23 protein-coding genes are annotated in these 20687 nt (G+C 67.0%); 8 read left to right on the forward strand and 15 right to left on the reverse strand.

Features of this window, described 5'->3' with window-relative positions:
• Both secB and KU884_RS00095 read right to left on the reverse strand, forming a co-directional pair.
• Positions 1-522 carry a protein-export chaperone SecB gene (secB, locus tag KU884_RS00090; protein ID WP_167780711.1) on the reverse strand — a complete coding sequence of 174 codons (522 nt, stop codon included), beginning with the start codon at positions 520-522 and terminating at the stop codon, positions 1-3.
• A gap of 58 nt (positions 523-580) precedes the next feature.
• On the reverse strand, positions 581-1009 hold the full coding sequence (locus tag KU884_RS00095; RefSeq protein ID WP_167780712.1) for a rhodanese-like domain-containing protein: 429 nt from the start codon (positions 1007-1009) through the stop codon (positions 581-583).
• 235 nt (positions 1010-1244) lie between these two features.
• Between KU884_RS00095 and KU884_RS00100 the strand changes: the two genes are divergently transcribed.
• From KU884_RS00100 to KU884_RS00130, 7 genes are all read left to right on the forward strand, one after another.
• Positions 1245-2393, forward strand: coding sequence for a murein hydrolase activator EnvC (locus KU884_RS00100; protein ID WP_167780713.1), 1149 nt, complete (start codon positions 1245-1247; stop codon positions 2391-2393).
• 78 nt (positions 2394-2471) lie between these two features.
• Positions 2472-3692 carry a S41 family peptidase gene (locus KU884_RS00105; RefSeq protein ID WP_167780714.1) on the forward strand — a complete coding sequence of 407 codons (1221 nt, stop codon included), beginning with the start codon at positions 2472-2474 and terminating at the stop codon, positions 3690-3692.
• A complete protein-coding gene (locus KU884_RS00110) occupies positions 3692-4438 on the forward strand; it encodes a divergent polysaccharide deacetylase family protein (RefSeq protein WP_167780715.1) in 747 nt (248 codons plus the stop codon). The genes KU884_RS00105 and KU884_RS00110 overlap by 1 nt, the downstream gene beginning before the upstream one ends.
• Positions 4439-4474: 36 nt before the next feature.
• Positions 4475-5293, forward strand: coding sequence for a motility protein A (locus KU884_RS00115; RefSeq protein WP_167780716.1), 819 nt, complete (start codon positions 4475-4477; stop codon positions 5291-5293).
• Entirely contained in the window at positions 5290-6021 is a 732-nt protein-coding gene (locus KU884_RS00120) for an OmpA family protein (protein WP_167780717.1), read from the forward strand. Before KU884_RS00115 ends, KU884_RS00120 begins: the two co-directional genes overlap by 4 nt.
• A gap of 77 nt (positions 6022-6098) precedes the next feature.
• Complete coding sequence (locus KU884_RS00125; RefSeq protein WP_167780718.1) at positions 6099-6353, forward strand: YcgL domain-containing protein; 255 nt, start codon at positions 6099-6101, stop codon at positions 6351-6353.
• 87 nt (positions 6354-6440) lie between these two features.
• Positions 6441-6797, forward strand: coding sequence for a hypothetical protein (locus tag KU884_RS00130; protein WP_167780719.1), 357 nt, complete (start codon positions 6441-6443; stop codon positions 6795-6797).
• A gap of 16 nt (positions 6798-6813) precedes the next feature.
• On the opposite strand, the gene tesB is transcribed toward KU884_RS00130, so the two are convergent.
• The 12 genes from tesB to KU884_RS00190 all read right to left on the reverse strand — a co-directional run bounded on the left by tesB (position 6814) and on the right by KU884_RS00190 (position 17812).
• The gene (gene tesB, locus KU884_RS00135; protein WP_167780720.1) at positions 6814-7680 is read right to left on the reverse strand and encodes an acyl-CoA thioesterase II; all 867 of its coding nucleotides are present in this window, start codon (positions 7678-7680) and stop codon (positions 6814-6816) included.
• Positions 7681-7816: 136 nt separating this feature from the next.
• Positions 7817-9475: a ubiquinone biosynthesis regulatory protein kinase UbiB gene (gene ubiB / locus KU884_RS00140; protein ID WP_167780721.1), complete on the reverse strand. Its 1659-nt coding sequence runs from the start codon at positions 9473-9475 to the stop codon at positions 7817-7819.
• Positions 9472-10086 carry an SCP2 domain-containing protein gene (locus KU884_RS00145; RefSeq protein WP_167780722.1) on the reverse strand — a complete coding sequence of 205 codons (615 nt, stop codon included), beginning with the start codon at positions 10084-10086 and terminating at the stop codon, positions 9472-9474. The genes ubiB and KU884_RS00145 overlap by 4 nt, the downstream gene beginning before the upstream one ends.
• A 28-nt stretch (positions 10087-10114) precedes the next feature.
• Positions 10115-10876, reverse strand: a complete 762-nt coding sequence (locus tag KU884_RS00150; protein ID WP_305793267.1) for a class I SAM-dependent methyltransferase — start codon at positions 10874-10876, stop codon at positions 10115-10117.
• A gap of 433 nt (positions 10877-11309) precedes the next feature.
• Positions 11310-11663, reverse strand: a complete 354-nt coding sequence (locus KU884_RS00155; RefSeq protein WP_167780724.1) for a gamma-butyrobetaine hydroxylase-like domain-containing protein — start codon at positions 11661-11663, stop codon at positions 11310-11312.
• 176 nt (positions 11664-11839) lie between these two features.
• Positions 11840-13168 (reverse strand): ATP-dependent protease ATPase subunit HslU, encoded by a 1329-nt coding sequence (hslU, locus tag KU884_RS00160; RefSeq protein WP_167780725.1) that lies wholly within the window; start codon positions 13166-13168, stop codon positions 11840-11842.
• Positions 13169-13175: 7 nt separating this feature from the next.
• Positions 13176-13736 carry an ATP-dependent protease subunit HslV gene (gene hslV / locus KU884_RS00165; RefSeq protein ID WP_167780726.1) on the reverse strand — a complete coding sequence of 187 codons (561 nt, stop codon included), beginning with the start codon at positions 13734-13736 and terminating at the stop codon, positions 13176-13178.
• 100 nt (positions 13737-13836) lie between these two features.
• Positions 13837-14751, reverse strand: a complete 915-nt coding sequence (gene xerC / locus KU884_RS00170; protein WP_167780727.1) for a tyrosine recombinase XerC — start codon at positions 14749-14751, stop codon at positions 13837-13839.
• A 2-nt stretch (positions 14752-14753) separates the two neighbouring features.
• Positions 14754-15449 carry a DUF484 family protein gene (locus KU884_RS00175; protein ID WP_167780728.1) on the reverse strand — a complete coding sequence of 232 codons (696 nt, stop codon included), beginning with the start codon at positions 15447-15449 and terminating at the stop codon, positions 14754-14756.
• Positions 15450-15570: 121 nt separating this feature from the next.
• Positions 15571-16413: a diaminopimelate epimerase gene (gene dapF / locus KU884_RS00180; RefSeq protein ID WP_167780729.1), complete on the reverse strand. Its 843-nt coding sequence runs from the start codon at positions 16411-16413 to the stop codon at positions 15571-15573.
• The gene (lysA, locus tag KU884_RS00185) at positions 16410-17669 is read right to left on the reverse strand and encodes a diaminopimelate decarboxylase (RefSeq protein WP_167780730.1); all 1260 of its coding nucleotides are present in this window, start codon (positions 17667-17669) and stop codon (positions 16410-16412) included. Before lysA ends, dapF begins: the two co-directional genes overlap by 4 nt.
• Positions 17666-17812 carry a lipoprotein gene (locus KU884_RS00190; protein WP_167780731.1) on the reverse strand — a complete coding sequence of 49 codons (147 nt, stop codon included), beginning with the start codon at positions 17810-17812 and terminating at the stop codon, positions 17666-17668. The genes lysA and KU884_RS00190 overlap by 4 nt, the downstream gene beginning before the upstream one ends.
• A gap of 492 nt (positions 17813-18304) precedes the next feature.
• Here KU884_RS00190 and KU884_RS00195 point away from each other — a divergent pair, with 492 nt between their 5' ends.
• Positions 18305-18976 carry an alpha/beta hydrolase gene (locus tag KU884_RS00195; RefSeq protein ID WP_167780732.1) on the forward strand — a complete coding sequence of 224 codons (672 nt, stop codon included), beginning with the start codon at positions 18305-18307 and terminating at the stop codon, positions 18974-18976.
• Between the two features lie 95 nt (positions 18977-19071).
• On the opposite strand, the gene argH is transcribed toward KU884_RS00195, so the two are convergent.
• On the reverse strand, positions 19072-20469 hold the full coding sequence (argH, locus tag KU884_RS00200; RefSeq protein ID WP_167780733.1) for an argininosuccinate lyase: 1398 nt from the start codon (positions 20467-20469) through the stop codon (positions 19072-19074).
• Positions 20470-20687 lie beyond the last annotated feature (218 nt).

Genomic DNA, 20687 nt, shown 5'->3' on the forward strand with positions numbered 1-20687 from the left:
TTAGTGCGTGCTGCCGGACTGGTTATCGTCCGCCGTCTCGGCGGCCTGCTGCTGTTCCTGCTGCTGCTTGCGTCGCTGCATGTAAAGCGCCTCGAAGTTCACCGGCGCCAGCACCATCTGCGGGAAGCCGCCCTTGGTGACGGCGTCGGAAATCGCCTCGCGGGCATAGGGGAACAGCTGCGCCGGGCAGTAGCTGCCCAGCAACGCCTCCAGGGTCTGCTCCTCGAACCCGGAGAGCACGAAAATGCCGGCCTGCTGGACTTCGCACAGGTACGCCGTCTTGTCGTCCTGCTTGGCGGTGACGGTGACGCGGACCACCGTCTCGTAGGTGTTCTCGGCGATGCGCGTGGTGCGCGTGTCCAGGTCCACGCTGACTTCGGGCTTCCATTCGCCGGAGAAGATTCCGGGAGAGTTGGGTGCCTCGAAGGAGAAATCACGCACGTAGATCTTGCGGATGGCGAACTGCTGCTTGTTTTCCTGCTGTTGCCCCTGTCCGCCGGCGGCTTCGTTGTCTTCTGCCATGTTGGCAACTCCCTGTGTTTTGTCGTGGAGCGGTTCGCGCGAAGTGCTCGCTATTCGATCAAGTATGGACGGGGAGGTTGGCCTCCTGCCAGCCGTTGAAGCCGCCCTGGAGCTGATGCACCTTCTCGAAGCCCTTCTCCTTGAGCTGCTTGCCGACCTTGCCGCCCTGCATGCCCTGGGCATCATAGACGATCACCGGCTTGTCCTTGTGCTTGTCCAGCTTCTTGTGGCGCTGGTCCAGGTTGCCGTTGGGCACGTTGATGGCGCCGGGCAGATGACCCTTGCCGAAATCCGCCTCGCTGCGGATGTCGACGAAGAGCGCGTCCTCGCGGTTGTACAACCGCGTGGCCTCGGTGCTGTCCACCGGCGGCACGCCCCGGGCGAAGCGCGTGGACTCGCTCACCACGATCCACACGACGACCATGGCCAGGGCCAGAAACAGGACCCAGTTGTTGGTAACGAATTCGATCAGCTGGTCCATCGACATAAGGTATTGTCCTGGTGACTCGGGCATTCCGGATGGCGCCGGCGCATTGCCGCGCCAATACGCGGTTGGCGCGTCAGGGTAGCGGCTCCGTCCCGGGTTGCCAATCCCGCGACGAATCTGGAAGCCCGGCGGCAAAAGCCCGTATTATACAACCGGCCGATGGCGGCGATTCGTTACCGGCATGTCCGCACGCCGCCCGCCGCGATCTTTTTGCCGCTGCGCTTCAGGGGTCCCGTTGCCACGCTCTCCCGTTCTCCGTGTCTGTGCCGGCCTGACCGTGCTGTATGTGGCGGTCACAGGCGCGCGGGCAGAGGATTACCGGGAGTCCGCCGCGGAACTCGAGGCACTGCGCGAGCGCATCGAAGCGGTGGAGAGCGACCTCAGCGAGCGTCAGCAGCGCCGGGATCAAGTGGTCACCGAGCTGCGGGAACTCGAGCAGGCCATCGGTGCGGCGGTGAATCGCCTCGAGGATCTGGATCAGCGTCTGCAGCAGGGCGAGGCGCGGGCGGACGAGCTCCGCGAGGCGGTGGCCGCCGAGGAGGAGACTGTTCGCGAGCACCGGCGGGTGCTGCGCGCCGCCGTGCGCGAAGCCTACGTCAGCGGCCGTCAGGAGGTGCTGAAACTGCTGCTCAACCAGCAGGATCCTGCAGCAGTGGACCGTCTGCTGGTGTACATGGACTACGTCGGCGAGGCCCGTGCCGAGCGCATCCAGAGCGCGATGGTGGCGATGCAGGAGTACCGCGACCTGCGCGACGAACTGGAACAGGAACTGGCAGAAGTGGAACGCCTGCACCAGCAACAGCAGGCGGAACGCCGCAGCCTGAGCCAGCGCCGCCAGGAGCGCAGCAGCGTTCTGGAGCGCGTGGAGGCCGCCATTGGCGACGACGAGCAGCGCCTGGAGCGTCTGGCCGAAGATGAAGCCGAGCTCGAGGCGCTGCTGGATGACCTGCGTGACGCTCTGGCTGACGTCCCCGAACGTGACCTTGACCGTGCATCCTTCAGCGAACAGCGCGGTGGCCTGCCCTGGCCGGTCACCGGTGAACTGGCGGCGGAGTTTGGCGATCCACGACGCAGCGGCGGCGACTGGCGCGGCGTGCTGGTGCGCAGCGAAATGGGGACGCCGGTGGAAGCCGTGGCTCACGGGCGCGTTGTCTTCGCGGACTGGTTGCGCGGTCTGGGTTTATTGGTGATCATCGAGCATGGCGATGGCCACATGACGCTGTATGGCCACAACCAGAGTCTGTACAAGGACGTCGGTGACTGGGTCGAGGCGGGTGACGTGATCGCCCGGGTCGGTGACAGTGGCGGTCGTGACCGCGCCGGCTTGTACTTCGAACTGCGCGTCGCCGGTCAGCCCGAGGATCCGCTGCGCTGGCTGGACTGACGGCCCTTCCGGCCGGCGCCGTGTTCCCGAACCCGACGGTATTTCCGGAGAGTCGCTGCCCCGGGGGGCAGAACCACTATGAAACGATTAGCTCGCAAGACCCTGCTGCCGCTGGTAGCGGGGGTGATGCTCGGCGTCGCCGGCACCCTGACCACCAGTGTCATTGCCGACCGCAGCGGTGTCTCCGTGGACCTGCCCCTGGAGCAGTTACGCACCTTCAGTGAAGTCTTCAACCGGGTGAAGAGCGACTATGTCGCCGAGACCACCTCCGGCGAGCTGATCGAAGACGCCATCCGCGGCATGCTCAGTGGCCTCGACCCCCACTCCAGCTACCTCAAGCCGGACGAGTTCGAAGAGGTTCAGTCCGGTACCCGGGGGGAGTTCGGTGGCCTGGGTATCGAGGTGGGCCGTGAGGACGGCTTCGTCAAGGTGATCGCACCCATCGACGACACGCCGGCGGAGCGGGCCGGGCTGCAGCCCGGTGACCTCATCATCCGTGTGGATGGACAATCCACCAAGGGCCTGGAACTGAACGAAGCGGTGCGCCTGATGCGTGGCGAACCCGGCACGGAAATCGAGCTCACCATCATGCGCGACACGGACGACGGGCCGTTCACCGTCACCCTGGAGCGGGCGGTGATCCAGGTCACCAGCGTGCGCGCACGCATGCTCGACGATGACTACGGCTACGTCCGCATCAGTCAGTTCCAGTCCCGCACCGGGCCGCAGCTGCTGGATGCCATCGAGGAGCTGCAGACCGAGGGCAACGGGCGCATGCGCGGCCTGGTGCTGGATCTGCGCAACAACCCCGGTGGTGTGCTCCAGGCTGCCGTCGCCGTGTCCGACGCCTTCCTGCACGAGGGTCGCATCGTCTACACCGAGGGTCGCCGCGATCGCGCGCGTATGGAGTTCGACGCAACACCCAATGACGTCCTGGGGGGGGCGCCCATCGTGGTGCTGATCAACAGCGGCTCCGCCTCTGCCTCGGAGATTGTTGCCGGGGCGCTGCAGGACCATCGCCGCGCCGTGCTCATGGGCAACAACACCTTCGGCAAGGGCTCGGTGCAGAGCATCCTGCCCCTGAGCGGCGGCTCGGCGGTGAAACTCACCACTGCCAAGTATTTCACGCCCTCGGGCCGGGTGATCGAGGAGGGCGGCATCGATCCTGACGTGCGCCTGGATCGCGAGACCCGGCCCCGGCGGGGTGATGACGACGACGAGCGTGATCACGCCATCGACGAGGCGCTGAACCTGCTCAAGGGGCTCAACATCTTTCAGGAGCAGGGGGCCGGGCGCTGATGGGGCGGTTCGTAGCCCTGCTGGCGGCGCTTGTGTGGCTGCCGGCCCTGGTGGGCGCCGGTGACCGACCGGCGGTGCTGCTGGTGATCGACGACATGGGTGACCGCCCGGCGGAGGGGGATCGCGTGGTCGCCGTGGATGCACCCCTGGTCTGTTCCATGCTGCCGCACACGCCCCATGCCGAGCGTCAGGCCCGTGCCTGTCATGCGGCGGGCAAGGACGTCATGCTGCATCTGCCCATGCAGGCCACCGAGGACGTGCCCCTGGGGCCCGGTGGCGTGACCCTGGACATGCCGCCGGAGGAGTTCCGCGAGGTGGTCACCGACAGCCTCGACGCCGTGCCCCACGCGCGCTCGCTGAACAACCATATGGGCAGCCTGCTCACTCGCCACCCGGGGCATATGACCTGGCTCATGGAGGTGTTGCAGGAGGAGGGCGGGCTGTTATTCCTGGACAGCCGCACCTCGGAGCGCACCGTCGCCAAAGACATGGCACTGGAGGCGGAGCTGCCGGCACTGGCGCGGGACGTGTTCCTGGATCATCACCGGGATACCGAGGCGATCCGCGCTCAGCTCCATCAGTTGTTCCGCACGGCGCACCGCGAAGGCACCGCCGTGGGCATCGGCCACCCCTACCCCGAGACCCTGGATGTTCTCGAGCAGGATCTGCGCCAGTTCGCAGAGACGTACCAGGTAGAGCTGGTAGGCTTGGACGAACTCTATGAGCGCCGGAACAACCAGCACTGACCCGGCGCCGACCTGCTTGCAACGGTAGAGGCGCCCATGAACCCGTCCACAATGATCGGCATGATCTTCGGCCTGGTCCTGCTGGCCGCCGTGCTGCTGTTTGCCGCCGAAGACGCCTACGCCTATCTCAATCTGCCCGGCCTCGGTATTGTCATTGTCGGTACCCTGGCGGCCACCTTCATCAGCTATCCGTTGCGCGAAGTCCTGCGGGTCCTGGGATTGCTGGGTATCGTCTTCCGTAACGAGCGCCTCTACACCCGGGACGACATGAACGAGCTGGTCAACATGGCCACGCTCTGGTTCCGGGACGACCTGCGCGCCGTGGAACGGGCCCTGGACCGGGTGCGCAATCCCTTCCTGCGCACCGGCGTGCAGCTGGTCATTGACGGCACCCCCGAGCAGGACATCCTGGATCTGCTGCGCTGGCGTATCGCCCGGCTGCGTACCCGCGAGCATGCCGAGGCACAGATGTTCCGTTCCATGGCCAGCTTCGCCCCGGCGTTCGGAATGATCGGCACCCTGGTGGGGTTGATCAACATGCTGTTCGTGCTGGATACCGGCGACATGACCGTCATCGGCCAGCACATGGGCGTGGCCCTGCTCACCACCTTCTACGGCATTCTGCTGGCAAACCTGCTGTTCAAGCCGGTGGCGGTGAAGCTGGAGCGCCGTACCGAGGAGCGGCTGATCGCCATGAACATGGTGCTCGAAGGGGTGGCGCTGATCTGCCAGAAGCGTAACCCGACCTTCGTGCGCGAGACCCTGCGCTCGTTCATGGCCGAGTACCAGGACGAAATCCGCGAAGCCCCGGCAACGGCGCCGAAGAACCCGAGCACGGGGGCGCGGCGGTCATGAGCGAACTGTTGGCCCAGGGGCGTCACGGGGACGGCGGCAGCCGCTTCCGCGAAGAGCTGCTGGTGCCCGAGGGGGCTGACACGGAGGCGGAATCCGGTTGGATGCTGATCTACCTGGACGTGCTGACCCTGCTGCTGGTGCTGTTCATCGTCCTGCTCGCCTTCTCCGACCCGGACCCGAGTCCGCCCCAGGCCGCCCCCGAGACGCTGGTGATTCCGGTGCCGGCGCCGGCCACGGGCACGGCACTGCTGCCGGGCACCGAACAACCCGGCATGGAGGCGGAGCCCGCGGCCCGGGAAATGGACGGGCCTGATCTGGAGACCGACCGGGTGGAGGTGATCGAGGAGCGCGATCGGGTCAGCCTGCGCATCCAGGACAGTCTGCTGTTTCAGTCAGGGGCCGCCAGTCTCACCACCGAGGGCACCAGCGTGCTGGACGAGCTGGTGCAGGTCCTGCAGGATCACCCCGGCCAGATCTCCGTGGAAGGCCACACCGACAATGTGCCCATCCGCACCCAGGCATTCCCTTCCAACTGGGAACTCTCCACCGCCCGGGCGACGGAGGTGCTGCGCTACCTGGAGTCCGCCGGTGTGCCGGCGGAACGCATGCGGGCCGTGGGGCGTGCGGATACCGACCCGGTGGCACCCAATACCAATGCTCCCGGTCGAGCCGCCAATCGTCGCGTGGACCTCATTCTCCACCGGGACGACGAACAGACCGCACCCTGAGCCGTAACGCAGCAGCTCTTGCCGTCGGGTCCCGGAGTGTGGATACTCCCGGCGCCCGACCACGGTGAGGTTCTGCTATGTTATGTGCTGTCTACAAGGGCCCCAAGGCGCCCGATACCTACTTGTTCGTGCCTGGCCACGCAGCGCTGGATGAGGTGCCGGAGAACGTGCGGCAGGGCTTTGGCCCGCTGGAGCACGTCATGGATCTGGTACTGACCCCGGAGCGCCGTCTGGCCCGCATCCACGCCTGCGATCTCATGCGCCGCTTGCTGCGGGATGGCTGCTTCATTCAGATGCCTCCGGAGGATGATCGCGAGCCCCGGGAGATGTGACGGACATCACTATGCTGCAGCGCGATGTACGGGTAGAATTCAGAGAGCTACGCGAATATCTTCCAGACCTGAGTGAGGTGTGTGGCAATGCAACGGATCTGCCTGCTACTTGGCGTTTTGTGTACCCTGGCCGTCCCCGGCCTGGCAACGGCTCAGGACACCGTCGACCCCGTGCCGCTGCAGCTGAGCCTGCAGCTGGAGGCCGATGACGCGCTGCTCGACAGCGATGCGGCCCGGGCGAATGCTACCGCAGACCAGCCGCAGCCCCGTCCCGCTGTCCGCGGCGCGGTGAATCGCTCCGGTTCGGGCTACCAGGTTCGCGCCGTCATTCCGTCACTGTGTGAGGACGGCCTGCCCGGTGGACAGGTGGTGGATACCTATAATCGGGTCATGGACTGCGAGGACGACACCGTCGGCGTGTCCATCTCCATTCGCAATTACTGAGGCCTTCTCCTGCCCGTCAGTCCTCGTCGGTGGGGCGGATCAGCCCTTCCTGCACCACCGAAGCCACCAGGTCGCCATCACGGCTGAAGATATGGCCGCGGGTGAACCCCCGCGCATTGGAGGCACTGGGGCTGTCCATGTGGTAAAGCAACCACTCATCCATGCGGAACGGGCGGTGGAACCACATGGCGTGGTCCAGGCTGGCCATCTGCGTGCGCTCCTGAAAGATGCTGCGGCCATGGGGAAGCAGGGCCGTGGCTAGCAGTCGGAAATCCGAGGCATAGGCCAGCAGGGCTCGGTGGACGCCATCGTCGTCAGGGAGCGGGCCGCGGGCGCGCATCCAGGAGTTGCGGAATGGCGCCATGGGTTCGGGGGCCATGGGGTCGTCGGGCTCGATGGGGCGAATTTCGATGGGGCGCTGGTGGATCAGCGTATCCAGGAAGTGCTGTGGTAGCCGGTCGCGGAAGCGCTCCATCAGGTCCACTTCGCTCTCCACGTCCTCCGGTGCCGGGATGTCCTCGGGCATGTCCAGCTGGTGGTCGCAGCCCTCTTCCTGGATCTGGAACGACACGGACATGTTGAAGATCGGCCGCCCATGCTGGATGGCAACGATGCGCCGGGTGTTGAAGCTGCCGCCGTCCCGGGTGCGCTCCACGTCATAGACAATGGGCGCCTCGGCATCGCCGGCGCGCAGGAAGTAGGCGTGCAGGGAGTGGGCGAAACGGTCCTCCGCCACGGTGCGGCCGGCGGCCACCAGGGCCTGGCCCAGCACCTGACCGCCGAACACCCGCGACCCGACGATGGCCCGGCTTTCGCCCCGGAAAAGATTGACTTCCAGCTGCTCAAGATCGAGCAGGCCGACCAGTTTGTCCAGTTGACTCATGTCGCAACCCCGTCAATAGCCATGTCCTTGCCGCGGCGCAGCAGCAGGTGCAGGCGGAAGGTCGTTTCAAAGAATGATGATGCGATGCCGCACCGACATCACGATAACGCGGCAGGATACCAGATTTCCCCGAGGCTCAGCGGCGTAGCCAGCCAACTCCGGCGATGATGGCGCCGATGACACCCAGCCCCCAGCTGGCCACGGAGACCCCGCCTAGCTCCGGCTCCGGCGGCGAACCCAGGATTTCCAGCACGATGGCGCCGATGATCACCAGCGCGCCCACCAGCGTGCCCTCACGGCGCCAGCCGCTGCGGTCCACCGCCTGACGCAACGCCTGCAGCTCCTGGCGCTGGTTGTCCATCTGTCGGCGGGTGTCGTGCAGTGCCTCCAGGGCTTCCAGCAGCCGCTGTGGCATGCGCGGCAGCTCTTCGCCCCAGTGGGGAAGCTCGCGGCGGATGTTGCGCAGCACCGCGCCGACGCCGAGTTCCTCGCGCATCCAGCGCTCCATGTAAGGCTTGGCGGTGCGCCAGAGATCGAGTTCGGGGTAGAGCTGCCGCCCCAGGCCTTCAATGTTCAGCAGGGTCTTCTGCAGCAGCACCAGCTGCGGCTGGATCTCCATGTCGAAACGCCGGCCGGTCTGGAACAGCCGCATCAGCAGGGCGCCAAAGGAGATCTCCCGCAGCGGGCGCTCGAAGATCGGTTCGCATACGGTGCGGATGGCCGCTTCAAACTCCTCCACGCGGGTGCCCGGGGGCACCCAGCCGGATTCCACATGTAGCTCGGCCACCCGGCGGTAGTCGCGGTTGAAGAAGGCGAGAAAGTTCTCTGCCAGGTAGCGGTGGTCCACCGGCCCGAGACTGCCGACAATGCCGAAGTCAACGGCGATGTAGCGCGGGTCCGCCGGCGCGGAGGTGTCCACGAAGATGTTGCCCGGGTGCATGTCGGCGTGGAAGAAGCTGTCGCGGAAGACCTGGGTGAAGAAGATCTCCACACCCTTCTCCGCCAGACGGCGCAGATCCACCTCCTGTGCCCGCAGCGTCTCCATGTGGTTCACCGGTACCCCGCTGATCCGCTCCATGACCATGACGTGCGCGGTGGTGAGATGGAAGTGCACCGCCGGGACGTACAGCAACTCCGAGTCCTGGAAATTGCGTCGCAGCTGCGAGGCGTTGGCGGCCTCGCGCATGAGATCCAGCTCGTCGATCAGGGTTTTCTCGAACTCCGCCACCACTTCCCGCGGCCGCAGTCGCCGGCCGTGAGACCAGTACCGCTGGGTCAGGGTGGCGAAGGTGTACATGAGGCCGAGATCACGCCGGATAACCGGCTCGATGTCCGGGCGCACGACCTTGACCACCACTTCCTGGCCGTCGCGCAGGCGCGCGCCATGGACCTGGGCAATGGAGGCCGACGCAATCGGTGTGTCGTCGAAGCGCTGGAACACCTCGCCCAGCGGGTGTTCGTAGGAGCGCTCGATGATGGCCCGGGCCGCATCGGCGGGGAACGGCGGCACCCGGTCCTGCAGCCGCGCCAGCTCGTCGGCGATGTCCGGTGGCAGCAGGTCGCGCCGGGTGGAGAGGATCTGGCCGAACTTGACGAAAATCGGCCCCAATTCCTCCAGAGCTTGCCGGATGCGCTCGCCCCGGGTGCCGTGGCTGCGTCGTACCCAGTTCCAGGGCATGAAATACCGGGTCCACTGCAGCGGCCGCAGCAGCCGGGTGGCCAGGATGACGTCGTCCAGGCCGTACTTCACCAGCACCCAGTTGATGTGCAGTAGTCGCAGGCCGCGCCGGATCATGCTCCGTCGTCCCGTGTACGCTGTTCCAGCAGGGTAACGCGTGCCGCCAGGCGGTCGGCGTCGCTGCGCAGGCGGTCCACGTCGTCCAGGAAGGCATCCAGTTCGGCCCGTGGGGGCAGGTCACGCCGCTCCTCGGTGAGGTATTCCGCCAGGTTGCGTCCGGCGGCGTCGCGACTCTCGGCGAACCAGCCACGCACACCGCGGACCAGGCGGCCGATCTGGTGGGCCGGCGCGTCGCCCAGGTAGGTGGCGAGTCCCTCTTCCCAGTCCACGTCCAGGTCACGGAAGAAGCGCCGTACCTGCTGGGCCACGGCGGCATCACCCTCGAAGCGCAGGCCACTGCCGCCCGTCTCCGGGTTCCGTGCCAGGGCGAGCAGATCGCCGAGCCGCCCGTTGACCGTGACGTCGGCGACGTCCTCCCCGGGTTCTGCCAGGTGCAGGCCGTCGGTGGTGAAGGTGGCGTCGACGGTGATCTCCGGCTCGCTCAGGGCGACGCGGATGCGGCGGCCGGTGAGTGGCGCGACCCGCGTGGCGGCGTCCGGGTCCAGCCGTATGATGCGGGCGAGGATGCGGTTTGCCGGATCCAGCAGCAAGCCCAGGGGAGTGGTCATCAAGCGCCTCCGGTGGCTGCCGTATGGCTCAGTAGCGGTAGCCGCGGTGGATGGCCACCACGCCGCCGCTCATGTTGGTGTAGTCGCAGTCTTCCAGTCCGGCGCCGAGCATCATGTCCCGCAACGTGGCCTGATCCGGGTGCATACGGATGGACTCGGCCAGATAGCGGTAGCTGTCGGCATCATTGGTGACCAGCTTGCCCATGCGGGGTAGCACCTGGAACGAGTAGGCGTCGTAGACCGGGCGCAGCGCCTTGATGTAGAGCTGGGAGAACTCCAGCACCAGGGCGAACCCACCGGGCTTGAGCACCCGACGCATCTCCCGCAGGGCCTGTTCCTTGTCGGTGACGTTACGTAGGCCGAAGGCGATGGTCACCCGGTCGAAGCTGCCGCTGGCAAAGGGCAGGTGTTCGGCGTTGACCTGGGCATGGTCGATGGGGCGCAGCCAGCCGGCGTCGATGAGGCGGTTGCGGCCCTCGGTGAGCATGGCCTCGTTGATGTCGGTCATCACCACCTGCCCCTCGCGCCCGACCTTCGGCGCCATGAGCTCTACCAGGTCACCGGTGCCCGCGGCGAGATCCAGCACCCGCTGTCCCGGGCGCAGCCGTGCCATGGCCACCGTCTGGCGCTTCCACAGGCGGTGCAGTCCGGCGGACATCAGATCGTTCATCAGGTCGTAGCGACCGGCCACAGAGCGAAAGACCTCGCCCACCCGGGCAGCCTTCTCGCCGCGCGGCACGCGCTGGTAGCCGAAGTCGATGGTGTCGTCGTCCGGGGTCTGGGTGGTCACGGGTGCGTTCCTGTTCGCTACTGGCTGTCGATGATGGTTGCCAACGGTACCACTATGGCGGGGTGCGGAGAACTGGGTCACGGTTGCTCGTGTGCCGTGGGTCGGGGCGCCGGAGTCGGGTACATCGGTCACGGACACGCCGTGAATACATCCATGTAGGCTCGACTGCGGCCGTCCTGGCCGCAGACGGTCCGTGACCGATGCACCCGACTCCGGCGCCGCGGCCTGTGAGAGCGTAGGGTGGACCTTCAGGTCCACCATGACGGCTTCGATGGACCGCCTTGGCTTGCGGGTGGCAAGGCGGTGGACCTGAAGGTCCACCCTACGTCTATGTAGGACAACATGGGAGCGCCTCAGCGTAGGAGCGGCGCGAGCCGCGACCCGTCGGGCGCATTTTGAATGCACCGGTCACCCACCGCCGTCCGTGCCCGCATCACACCCGCCGCTGATACCCCGCGGCGGCCAGTGCATCCAGGTACTTCTGCCAGTAGTCGTCCTTGTTCGCGCCCAGCTCGTACAGATACTCCCACGTGTACAGCCCGGTGTGGTGTCCGTCGTCGAAATGCAGGCGCACCGCGTAGTTGCCCACCGGCTCGATGCGGGTGATGTTCACGTCTTCCTTGTTCACCTGCAGCACTTCCTGCCCCGGGCCATGGCCCTTCACCTCCGCCGAGGGGGAGTGGACGCGCAGGTATTCACAGGAAAGCTCGAAGCGGCTGCCGTCGTCGAAGCTCACCTCGAGCACCTTCGAGGCCTGGTGCAGTTGCAGTTCGGTCGGGTTCGGCATGGCGGTCTCCCGGACAGGTGTTTATGCGCTGGGGCAGCAGACCGTAGGGCAGACCTTCGGGTCTGCCGCTCGAGCGTCGATTAGCCGTGTAGGGCGGACCTTCAGGTCCGCCATTGCGGGCTCCGACGAGCCGCCTTGGCCGGCATGTTGGGGGAAGGTGGACCTGAAGGTCCACCCTACAGAATGTACCGGCTGAGATCCTCGTCCTTGGCCAGATCCCGCAGGTGCTCGTCCACGTACGCCGCGTCCACGGTGATGGTGTCGTTGCTGCGGTCCGGGGCCTGATAGGAGATCTCCTCCAGCAGGCGCTCCATGACCGTGTGTAGACGCCGGGCACCGATGTTCTCGGTGCGCTCGTTCACCTCCCAGGCCACCTGGGCGATGCGGTCGATCCCGTCATCGGTGAACACGAGCTCGCAGCCCTCGGTCTTCATCAACGCCGTGTACTGCTCGGTGAGCGAGGCGCTGGGTTCGGTGAGGATGCGCACGAAGTCCTCCACCTGGAGCGCGCTTAGCTCCACGCGGATGGGCAGGCGGCCCTGGAGCTCGGGGATCAGGTCCGAGGGCTTGGACAGGTGGAAGGCGCCGGAGGCGATGAACAGGATGTGATCGGTGCGGACCATGCCGTGCTTGGTGGACACGGTGGAGCCCTCCACCAGGGGCAGCAGGTCTCGCTGCACGCCCTCCCGGGAGACATCGCCGCCCTGCCCGCTCTCGGCGCGCTTGGCCACCTTGTCCAGCTCGTCCAGGAAGACGATGCCGTTCTGCTCCACCCGCTCCACGGCGGCGACCTTGACCTCCTCTTCATTGACCAGCCGCGCCGCTTCCTCTTCCTGGAGCACCTTGCGGGCATCACGGATCTTCATCTTGCGCTTCTGCGTACGCTGCCCGCCCATGTTCTGGAACATGCTCTGGAGCTGGTTGGTCATCTCCTCCATGCCCGGCGGGGCCATGATGTCCACGCTGGGGGAGTGCGCGGAGACGTCGACTTCCACCTCGCGGTCGTCCAGGTCACCGAAGCGCAGCTTGTTGCGCATTTTCGTGCGGGTGGCCTCGCTGTGGTCGTCGGCGTCACTGCTGTGGGTGGTGGCCCGCGGCAGCAGGATGTCCAGCAGCCGTTCCTCGGCGGCCTCCTCGGCGCGGTACTGGACCTTCTCCATTTCCTCTTCGCGGATCATCTTGATGGCGTAGTCCACCAGATCCCGGACGATGGACTCCACGTCACGGCCCACGTAGCCCACTTCGGTGAACTTGGTGGCCTCCACTTTCACGAAGGGCGCCCGGGCCAGCTTCGCCAGGCGCCGGGCGATCTCGGTCTTGCCCACGCCGGTGGGGCCGATCATGAGAATGTTCTTGGGCGTCACCTCACCGCGCAGGGGCTCGTCGAGCTGCATGCGCCGCCAGCGGTTGCGCAGGGCGATGGCCACGGCCCGCTTGGCATCGGCCTGGCCGATGATGTGGGTATCCAGCTCCTGGACGATCTCCCGGGGGGTCATCTCGGACATGGTCTTCTCAGGCCTCCACGGTGGGGTTGCTACCTGGCAGTTCCTCGATGGTGAGGTACCGGTTGGTGTAGACACAGATGTCGGCGGCGATGTTCAGCCCCTTTTCGACGATCTCGCGGGCGCCCAGCTGCGTCTCGTCCAGCAGGGCGGTGGCGGCGGCCTGGGCGTACGGACCGCCGGAGCCGATGCTGATCAGGTCCCGTTCGGGTTCGATGACGTCGCCATTGCCGGAGATCATCAGGGTGAGATCCTTGTCCGCCACCACCAGCAGCGCCTCCAGGCGCCGCAGCGCGCGGTCCGAGCGCCAGTCCTTGGCCAGCTCCACGGCGGAGCGCGCCAGGTTGCCCCGGTGCTTCTCGAGCTGGCCTTCGAAGCGCTCGAACAGGGTGAATGCGTCGGCCGTGCCGCCGGCGAAGCCGGCAATGACCTCGTTGTGGAAGAGCCGTCGCACCTTGCGGGCGTTGCCCTTCATCACGGTGTTGCCCAGGGAGACCTGGCCGTCGCCGCCCAGGGCCACCTGGCCGTTGCGGCGTACGGCGAGAATGGTAGTGCCTTCAAACTGTTCCACGAGCCTGCGACTCCTGTGCCGGGGTGGATAGCGCCCGATAGTCTATCAGGCAGGGCTCCCCCGGTGATGGGGGCGGGGCTGCCGATTTAAAGGGCGCGGGTCACTGGTCGTCACCACGGCGACGGGCCCGGGGGTGGGCGGCGTCATAGGTCCGGGCCAGGTGCTGGAAGTCCAGGTGGGTGTAGACCTGGGTGGTGCCGATGCTGGCGTGCCCCAACAGCTCCTGCACGGCGCGGAGATCACCGCTGGATTCCAGCATGTGGCTGGCGAAGGAGTGGCGCAGCATATGCGGGTGGACGGCCTGACCCAGCAGCTGCCCGGCCAGCCGCGCCAGGCGGTCCTCGATGCTGCGCACGGACAGCCGCCCGCCGCGACGATTGACGAACACCGCCTGTTCCTCGATGCGGGCCAGGCCGCCGCGGGTCTGCAGCCATTCGCCCAGGCGCTCCCTTGCCTTGCGACCGATGGGCAGCAGGCGGTCCTTGGCCCCCTTGCCGGTGACGCGCACCACGCCTTCCCGCAGATCCAGGCCGTTCAGGTCCAGGGAGGCGGCCTCGCTCAGTCGCAGGCCGCAGGAGTAGAGCAGCTCGAACAGGGCCAGGTCGCGGAGCAGGAGCGAGTCCTCCCCCGGATCCAGGCCGTCCAGCAGGCGTGCCACGCTGTCCACGTCCAGGGTGCGGGGCAGGCGCTTGCCACTCTTGGGTGCAGGGATATCGGTGGCCGGATCGTGCTGCAGGGCGCCCTCGCGCACCAGATAGCGGAAGAACGTACGCAGGGCCGCCAGGCGGCGCTGCAGGGAGCGTCCGGAGAGTCCGTGGCGATGACCGTCGGCCACGAACTGGCGAACATGGCTGGCGTGGAGGTCGCTCCAGTCGGCGAGGGCCTGTTGGTCGCACCATCGGATCAGGGCGTCCAGATCGCGGCCGTAGTGCTTCCGGGTCAGATGGGCAAGTCGGCGTTCACTGCGCAGGTGGTTGTCGAAACGCTGCAGCCACTCCAGCGCCGCCGGGTCCATGGCTATGCCGAGGCCGTCCGGTAGGGGCGCAGGGCGCGGCCGGCGAGCTGGCCCAGCTGGCGCAGGAACACGGTGCCCTGACTGGGGTTGAAGCGATCGGCGTCGAAGCTGCCCACCGCCAGCACACCCGTGACGTCGTGATTGTCACTGATGGGCACCACCGCCGCGGAGCCCAGCCGGGTGCTGGCGTGGCCGAACAGCGCCTGTGCCTGCTCCTCGCCCAGGTGACCCAGTCGCGGCTGGCCCGAGGCCATCAGGTCCGCGAGGGCGTCGCGCCCGGTTCCGCTCAGGCAGTCCTGATCACCCACCGCGAACTCCTCGGGGAAGAGGGCGATGGCCATCAGGTCGGACTCGAACTGGTGGCGCAGCCCGTCCTTGAGGGTCTGCAGCAGCCCGTCCAGGTCCTGGCTGTCCATGAGCTCCAGGGTGAGCCGGTGTAGCTGGTCGGCCAGGCGGTCGTTGTCCCGGGCCACCTGCAGGAGTTCGTCCAGACGGCCCTTGAGTTTCCGGTTCTCGTCCCGCAACCGGTCCACCTGGTAGGTGATCAGCGAGGTGGCATCGCCACACTCGTGGGGGACGCGCAGGTGAACCGTGAGTTCCGGGTGCCGGTTGAAGAACTCCGGGTTCTGCTGCAGATAGGCCGCAATGGCCTCTTCCGGGAGCTGTTCGTCCACTCCCGCGCTGTTCTGGCTGGTCATCGCCATCCTCCCGTGAGGCGCCTGCGATGGTGTTGTTGTCGTCCGGGTGCCCTGCCCGTGGGCCGGCGGGGCCGCCGATAGCAACGAATGCGTGTCAGTCTATCGGACCTGGCCGGAGCCGTCATCGTCCGGGTGGCAGGTCGATGCTGCCGTGGAAGACCGTGGTGGCCGGGCCGGTCATCCACACCGGCGACCCCTCGCCGGCCCATTCAATCACCAGGCGGCCGCCGGGGAGATCCACCCGGACGATGCTGTCCAGCAGACCCTGCACATGTCCTGCGACCGCCGCCGCGCAGGCGCCGGTGCCACAGGCCAGGGTTTCGCCGGCGCCGCGCTCGTACACCCGCAGCCGGATGTGCCCACGGTCGACGACCTCCATGAAACCGGCGTTGACCCGGGCCGGAAATGCCGCATGGCGCTCGATGGCGGGGCCCAGCCGGTCCACTGGCGCGGTGTCGACGCGGTCCACCTGCAGCACGGCATGGGGGTTGCCCATGGAGACGGCGCCGATGGTGAGTTCCTCGCCGGCCACCTCCAGGGGATACAGGGCCGCCCGCAGCCCGGCATGGAAGGGGATGGCCTCCGGCTCCAGGCGAGGCGGCCCCATGTTCACGGTAATGCGCCCGTCGGATTCCACGGTGACCTCCGTGGGCCCGCCCAGGGTCTGGATGCGCAGATGGGTCTGTGTTGTCAGCCCCTGATCCAGCAGGAAACGTGCAAGGCAGCGCACCCCGTTGCCGCACTGCTCCACTTCCGAGCCATCGCCGTTGAAGATGCGGTAGCGGAAGTCCATGCCGGGCTCCGTGGCGGATTCGGCCAGCAGCACCTGATCGCAGCCGACGCCGAACCGGCGGTCCGCCAGGTGGCGGATCGTTGCCGTGTCCAGGTCCACGGACTGGCGGATGGCATCAATGACCACGAAGTCGTTGCCCAGACCGTGCATCTTGGTGAACGCCAGGCTCATGCCGACGCCTCCGGCAGGGTGCGCTCCGGGGCCAGCTGATCCTCCACGGTTTCCCGCCGGCGAGCCAGGTGCACCTGGTCGCCGTCTACCAGCAGTTCCGGCGGCCGCCCACGGGTGTTGTAGTTGGAGCTCATGACGAAGCCGTAGGCGCCGGCGGAATGCACCGCCAGCAGATCGCCGGGTGCCAGGGCCAGCTGTCGGTCCTTGCCCAGGAAATCCCCGGTTTCGCAGACCGGACCGACAATGTCCCATCTGTGGGCTGGTGTGTCGCTGCGCTCCTGCACCGGCACGATCGCCTGCCAGGCGGAATAGAGGGACGGGCGCAGCAGGTCGTTCATGGCGGCGTCGACGATGGCGAAGTTCCGCGCTTCCGTGGGCTTCAAGTATTCCACCCGCGTGAGCAGTACCCCCGCATTGGCGGCGATGGAGCGGCCCGGCTCCACCAGTACCCGCAGGCCGCGCCGGCGCAGGTGCGGCAGCAGGGCGCTGGCGTACTCCGCCGGCTCCGGCGGGGTTTCGTCGTCGTAGCACACGCCGAGGCCGCCACCGATGTCGATGTGCTCCAGGGAGACGCCGCTGCCCTCGAGCCGGTCCAGCAGGGCCAGCACCCGCTCCAGGGCGTCCTCGAAGGGCGCTGTGCGGGTGAGCTGGGAGCCGATGTGGAAGTCCACGCCGGTGAAGCGCAGATGCGCGAAGGTGGCATGGCGCCGGTACAGCGCCTCCGCGGAGGCGACGTCGATGCCGAACTTGTTCTCGTGCAGGCCGGTGGAGATGTAGGGGTGGGTGCCCGCGTCCACGTCGGGGTTCACCCGCAGGGACACCCGCGCCACGTGACCGAGTCGCCCGGCCACGTGGTCCAGGCGCTCCAGCTCCGCCTCGGATTCCACGTTGAAACAGCCAACCCCGGCATTCAGGGCCTGCGCCATTTCATAGCGGCTCTTGCCGACCCCGGAGAACACCACCTTGGCGGGATCGGCGCCCACGCGCAGCACCCGCTCCAGTTCGCCGCCGGAGACGATGTCAAAGCCCGACCCCAGTCGCGCCAGGGTGTCCAGTACCGCCAGATTGCTGTTGGCCTTGACCGCGTAGCAGATCAGGTGGTCCACGCCCTCGAAGGCCCGGTCGTAGGCGCGCCAGTGCGCCTCCAGTGCGCCACGGGAGTACACGTAGGCCGGCGTGCCGTGCTCTGCGGCGATGTCCGCCAGGGGCACGTCCTCGGCGTGGAGGGAACCGTTCCGGTCGCTGAACGGGGTCATGCAGTCTCCTTCTCCGGCACGCTCACGGGCGTCGGGCTGGCGCTGGCGTTGTCGTCCTCGTCTTCGGGCAGATACAGATCACCCTTCTGCCCGCACCCGGCCAGCAACAGGGTCAGCAGTAAAATAAAGGCGATTCGCCGCATGACCAATCCTCCCGCGAAACGCATCAGTATACCGGTTGCCCCACCAACGACGCGACGACCACTGATTCCCCTCCTTGTGGGAGCGACGTCAGTCGCGACAGAGGGGGCCTGCGTCATGCCGACGACCGTAGTGCATCTTGATGCACCGTCTACCCCAACGCCCTGTGAGGATGGCGCTTCCCTGGAATGCTCCCGGACAGGTCGCCGCAGATCGTGTTGCGGGCTTCGTCCCGGGGCCGCTGACCGGGTACTCCGGTCCCGGACACGCTGTGAATACATCCCTGTACGCTCGGCACTGGCCTTCCATGGCCAGTGACGGTCCGGGACCGGAGTACCCGGTCAGCGGCCGTGCCTGTTTGATGCTGCCCTGCTTCGACCCCCTGGCTCCGACGTTGTCGGCGACTGCCGGATCGGCCACGCCCAGTGGCACAACCCGCCGTGGCGGCGGTAGGATGCAGCGAACTTTGGTACCGGAACCGGACGGAGATACCCATGAGCGAGGAAGTGCTGGATTGTGTCGAGGCGGGGGCGCGGGACAACGCCGTGGCCAGCGTCATCTGGCTGCACGGCCTGGGGGCCGACGGCCACGACTTCGAGCCCATTGTTCCCGAGCTGCGCCTGCCCGAAAACCTGCCCGTGCGCTTCGTCTTCCCGCACGCGCCGGTGCGACCGGTGACCCTCAACGGCGGCATGGCCATGCGGGCCTGGTACGACATCATCGCCCTGGGCGGCAATGCGCAGCAGGATGAGCCGGGGATTCGCGAGTCCGAGCAGCATGCCCATGCGCTGATCCGCCGTGAGAACGACCGCGGCATTCCCAGTGGCCGTATCGTTCTGGCCGGCTTCTCCCAGGGCGGCGCCATCGCCCTGCACACCGGCGTGCGCTATCCGGAGCCCCTGGCCGGGGTCATGGGCCTGTCCACCTATCTGCCACTTACCGAATCCGTCTCCGCGGAGCGAAGCAGCGCCAACAGTGACACGCCGATGTTCATGGCCCACGGCACCGCCGACCCGGTGCTGCCCATGCAGATGGGCCAGAAGTCCCGGGAATTCCTGGAGCAGCTGGGCTACCGCGTGGAGTGGCACGACTACCCCATGGAACACGCGGTGTGCCTGGAGGAGATCCAGGCCATCGGCGACTGGCTGCAGCGGGTGCTGGCGTAGAGCGAACCGTAGGGCGGACCTTCAGGTCCGCCGTCAAAAGCCATGCACGCCAAGGCGGCTTCTGGAAGCCTGATCGGCGGATCTGAAGATCCGCCCTACGCCTGGTTCAGGCGCTCGCGTGCCTTCTTGACCTGCGCCCGCACCTGCGCCGGGGCGGTGCCGCCGATGTGGTTGCGGGCGGCCAGGGAGCCTTCCAGGGTGAGCACCTCGTAGACGTCGTCACCGATGGTGTCGGAGAAGCCCTGCAGGGTGGCCAGATCCATGTCGGCCAGGTCCACGCCGTTGTCCACCCCGTGGCGGACGGCGGCGCCGACGATGGCGTGGGCGTCGCGGAAGGCCACGCCCTGGCGCACCAGGTAGTCGGCCAGGTCCGTCGCGGTGGAAAACCCCTTCTTGGCCGCGGCGAACATGTTGTCCCGTTTGGGCGCCATGGCCGGCACCATGTCGGCGAAGGCGCGCAGACAGTCCAGCACCGTGTCCACGGTATCGAACAGCGGCTCCTTGTCCTCCTGGTTGTCCCGGTTGTAGGCCAGCGGCTGGGACTTCATCAGCGTCAGCAGACCCACCAGGTGGCCGTTCACCCGGGCGGTCTTGCCGCGCACGATCTCCGCCACGTCCGGGTTCTTCTTCTGCGGCATGATGCTGGAGCCGGTACAGAAGCGGTCCGGCAGGTCGACGAAGTCGAACATGGGCGAGGTCCAGAGGATCATCTCCTCGGCCATGCGCGAGGTGTGGGTCAGCAGAATCGCCGCCGCCGCCGTGAACTCCATGGCGAAGTCGCGATCCGACACTGAATCCAGCGAGTTGTCGCTGGGGCGGTCAAAGTCGAGCTCCGCGCAGGTCATGTCGCGGTCGATGGGGTAACTGGTTCCCGCCAGGGCCGCCGACCCCAGGGGCATGACGTTCAGCCGCCGCCGGCAGTCTTCCATGCGCGCCTGGTCCCGCACCAGCATCTCGTACCAGGCCAGCAGGTGGTGGCCGAAACTCAGCGGCTGGGCCACCTGCAGGTGGGTGAACCCGGGCATGATGGTGTCCGCCTCGCGGTCGGCGAGCTCCACCAGCCCCCGCTGGAAGCGCATGAGCTCCGCGCAGACGGCATCGATCGCCTCGCGCAGGTAAAGCCGGATATCGGTGGCGATCTGATCGTTGCGCGAGCGCCCGGTATGCAGCTTCTTGCCCGCCTCGCCGATGCGATCGGTGAGGCGCTTTTCGATGTTCATGTGCACATCTTCCAGGGCTGGTGACCACTGGAACTCGCCGCCATCGATCTCCGCCTCGATCTCCCGCAGCCCTTGGACGATGGCATCGCGGTCCGCCTCGGTGAGCACCCCCCCGGCGGCGAGCATGCGCGCATGGGCAATGGAGCCCCGGATGTCCTGTCGGTACAGCCGCCGGTCGAAGTGCTCCGAGGCGGTGAAAGCCTCGACGAAGGCGTCAGTCGCTTCGGTGAAGCGGCCGGTCCAGAGTTGCTGGCTGGAGTTGTTATCGCTCATGGATGGAGAACCGATGTCGGCGGTGGATGTAGAGGGCGTCGAGCGAAGGTTCAATCGCTGACGCGCCACGCGTGGGACCCGGGTTTCCGGTGACGGACCGTCTCCAGCCATGGACGGCTGGAGACGAGCGTACAGGGATGTATCCACAGCGTGTCCGTCACCGGAAACGCGGGTTCTACGCCCCGGATCGAAGCCCCAGAGTATATCAGCGCCGGAAC

It is taken from the genome of Aquisalimonas sp. 2447, assembly GCF_012044895.1.
Taxonomy (GTDB): Bacteria; Pseudomonadota; Gammaproteobacteria; order Nitrococcales; family Aquisalimonadaceae; genus Aquisalimonas.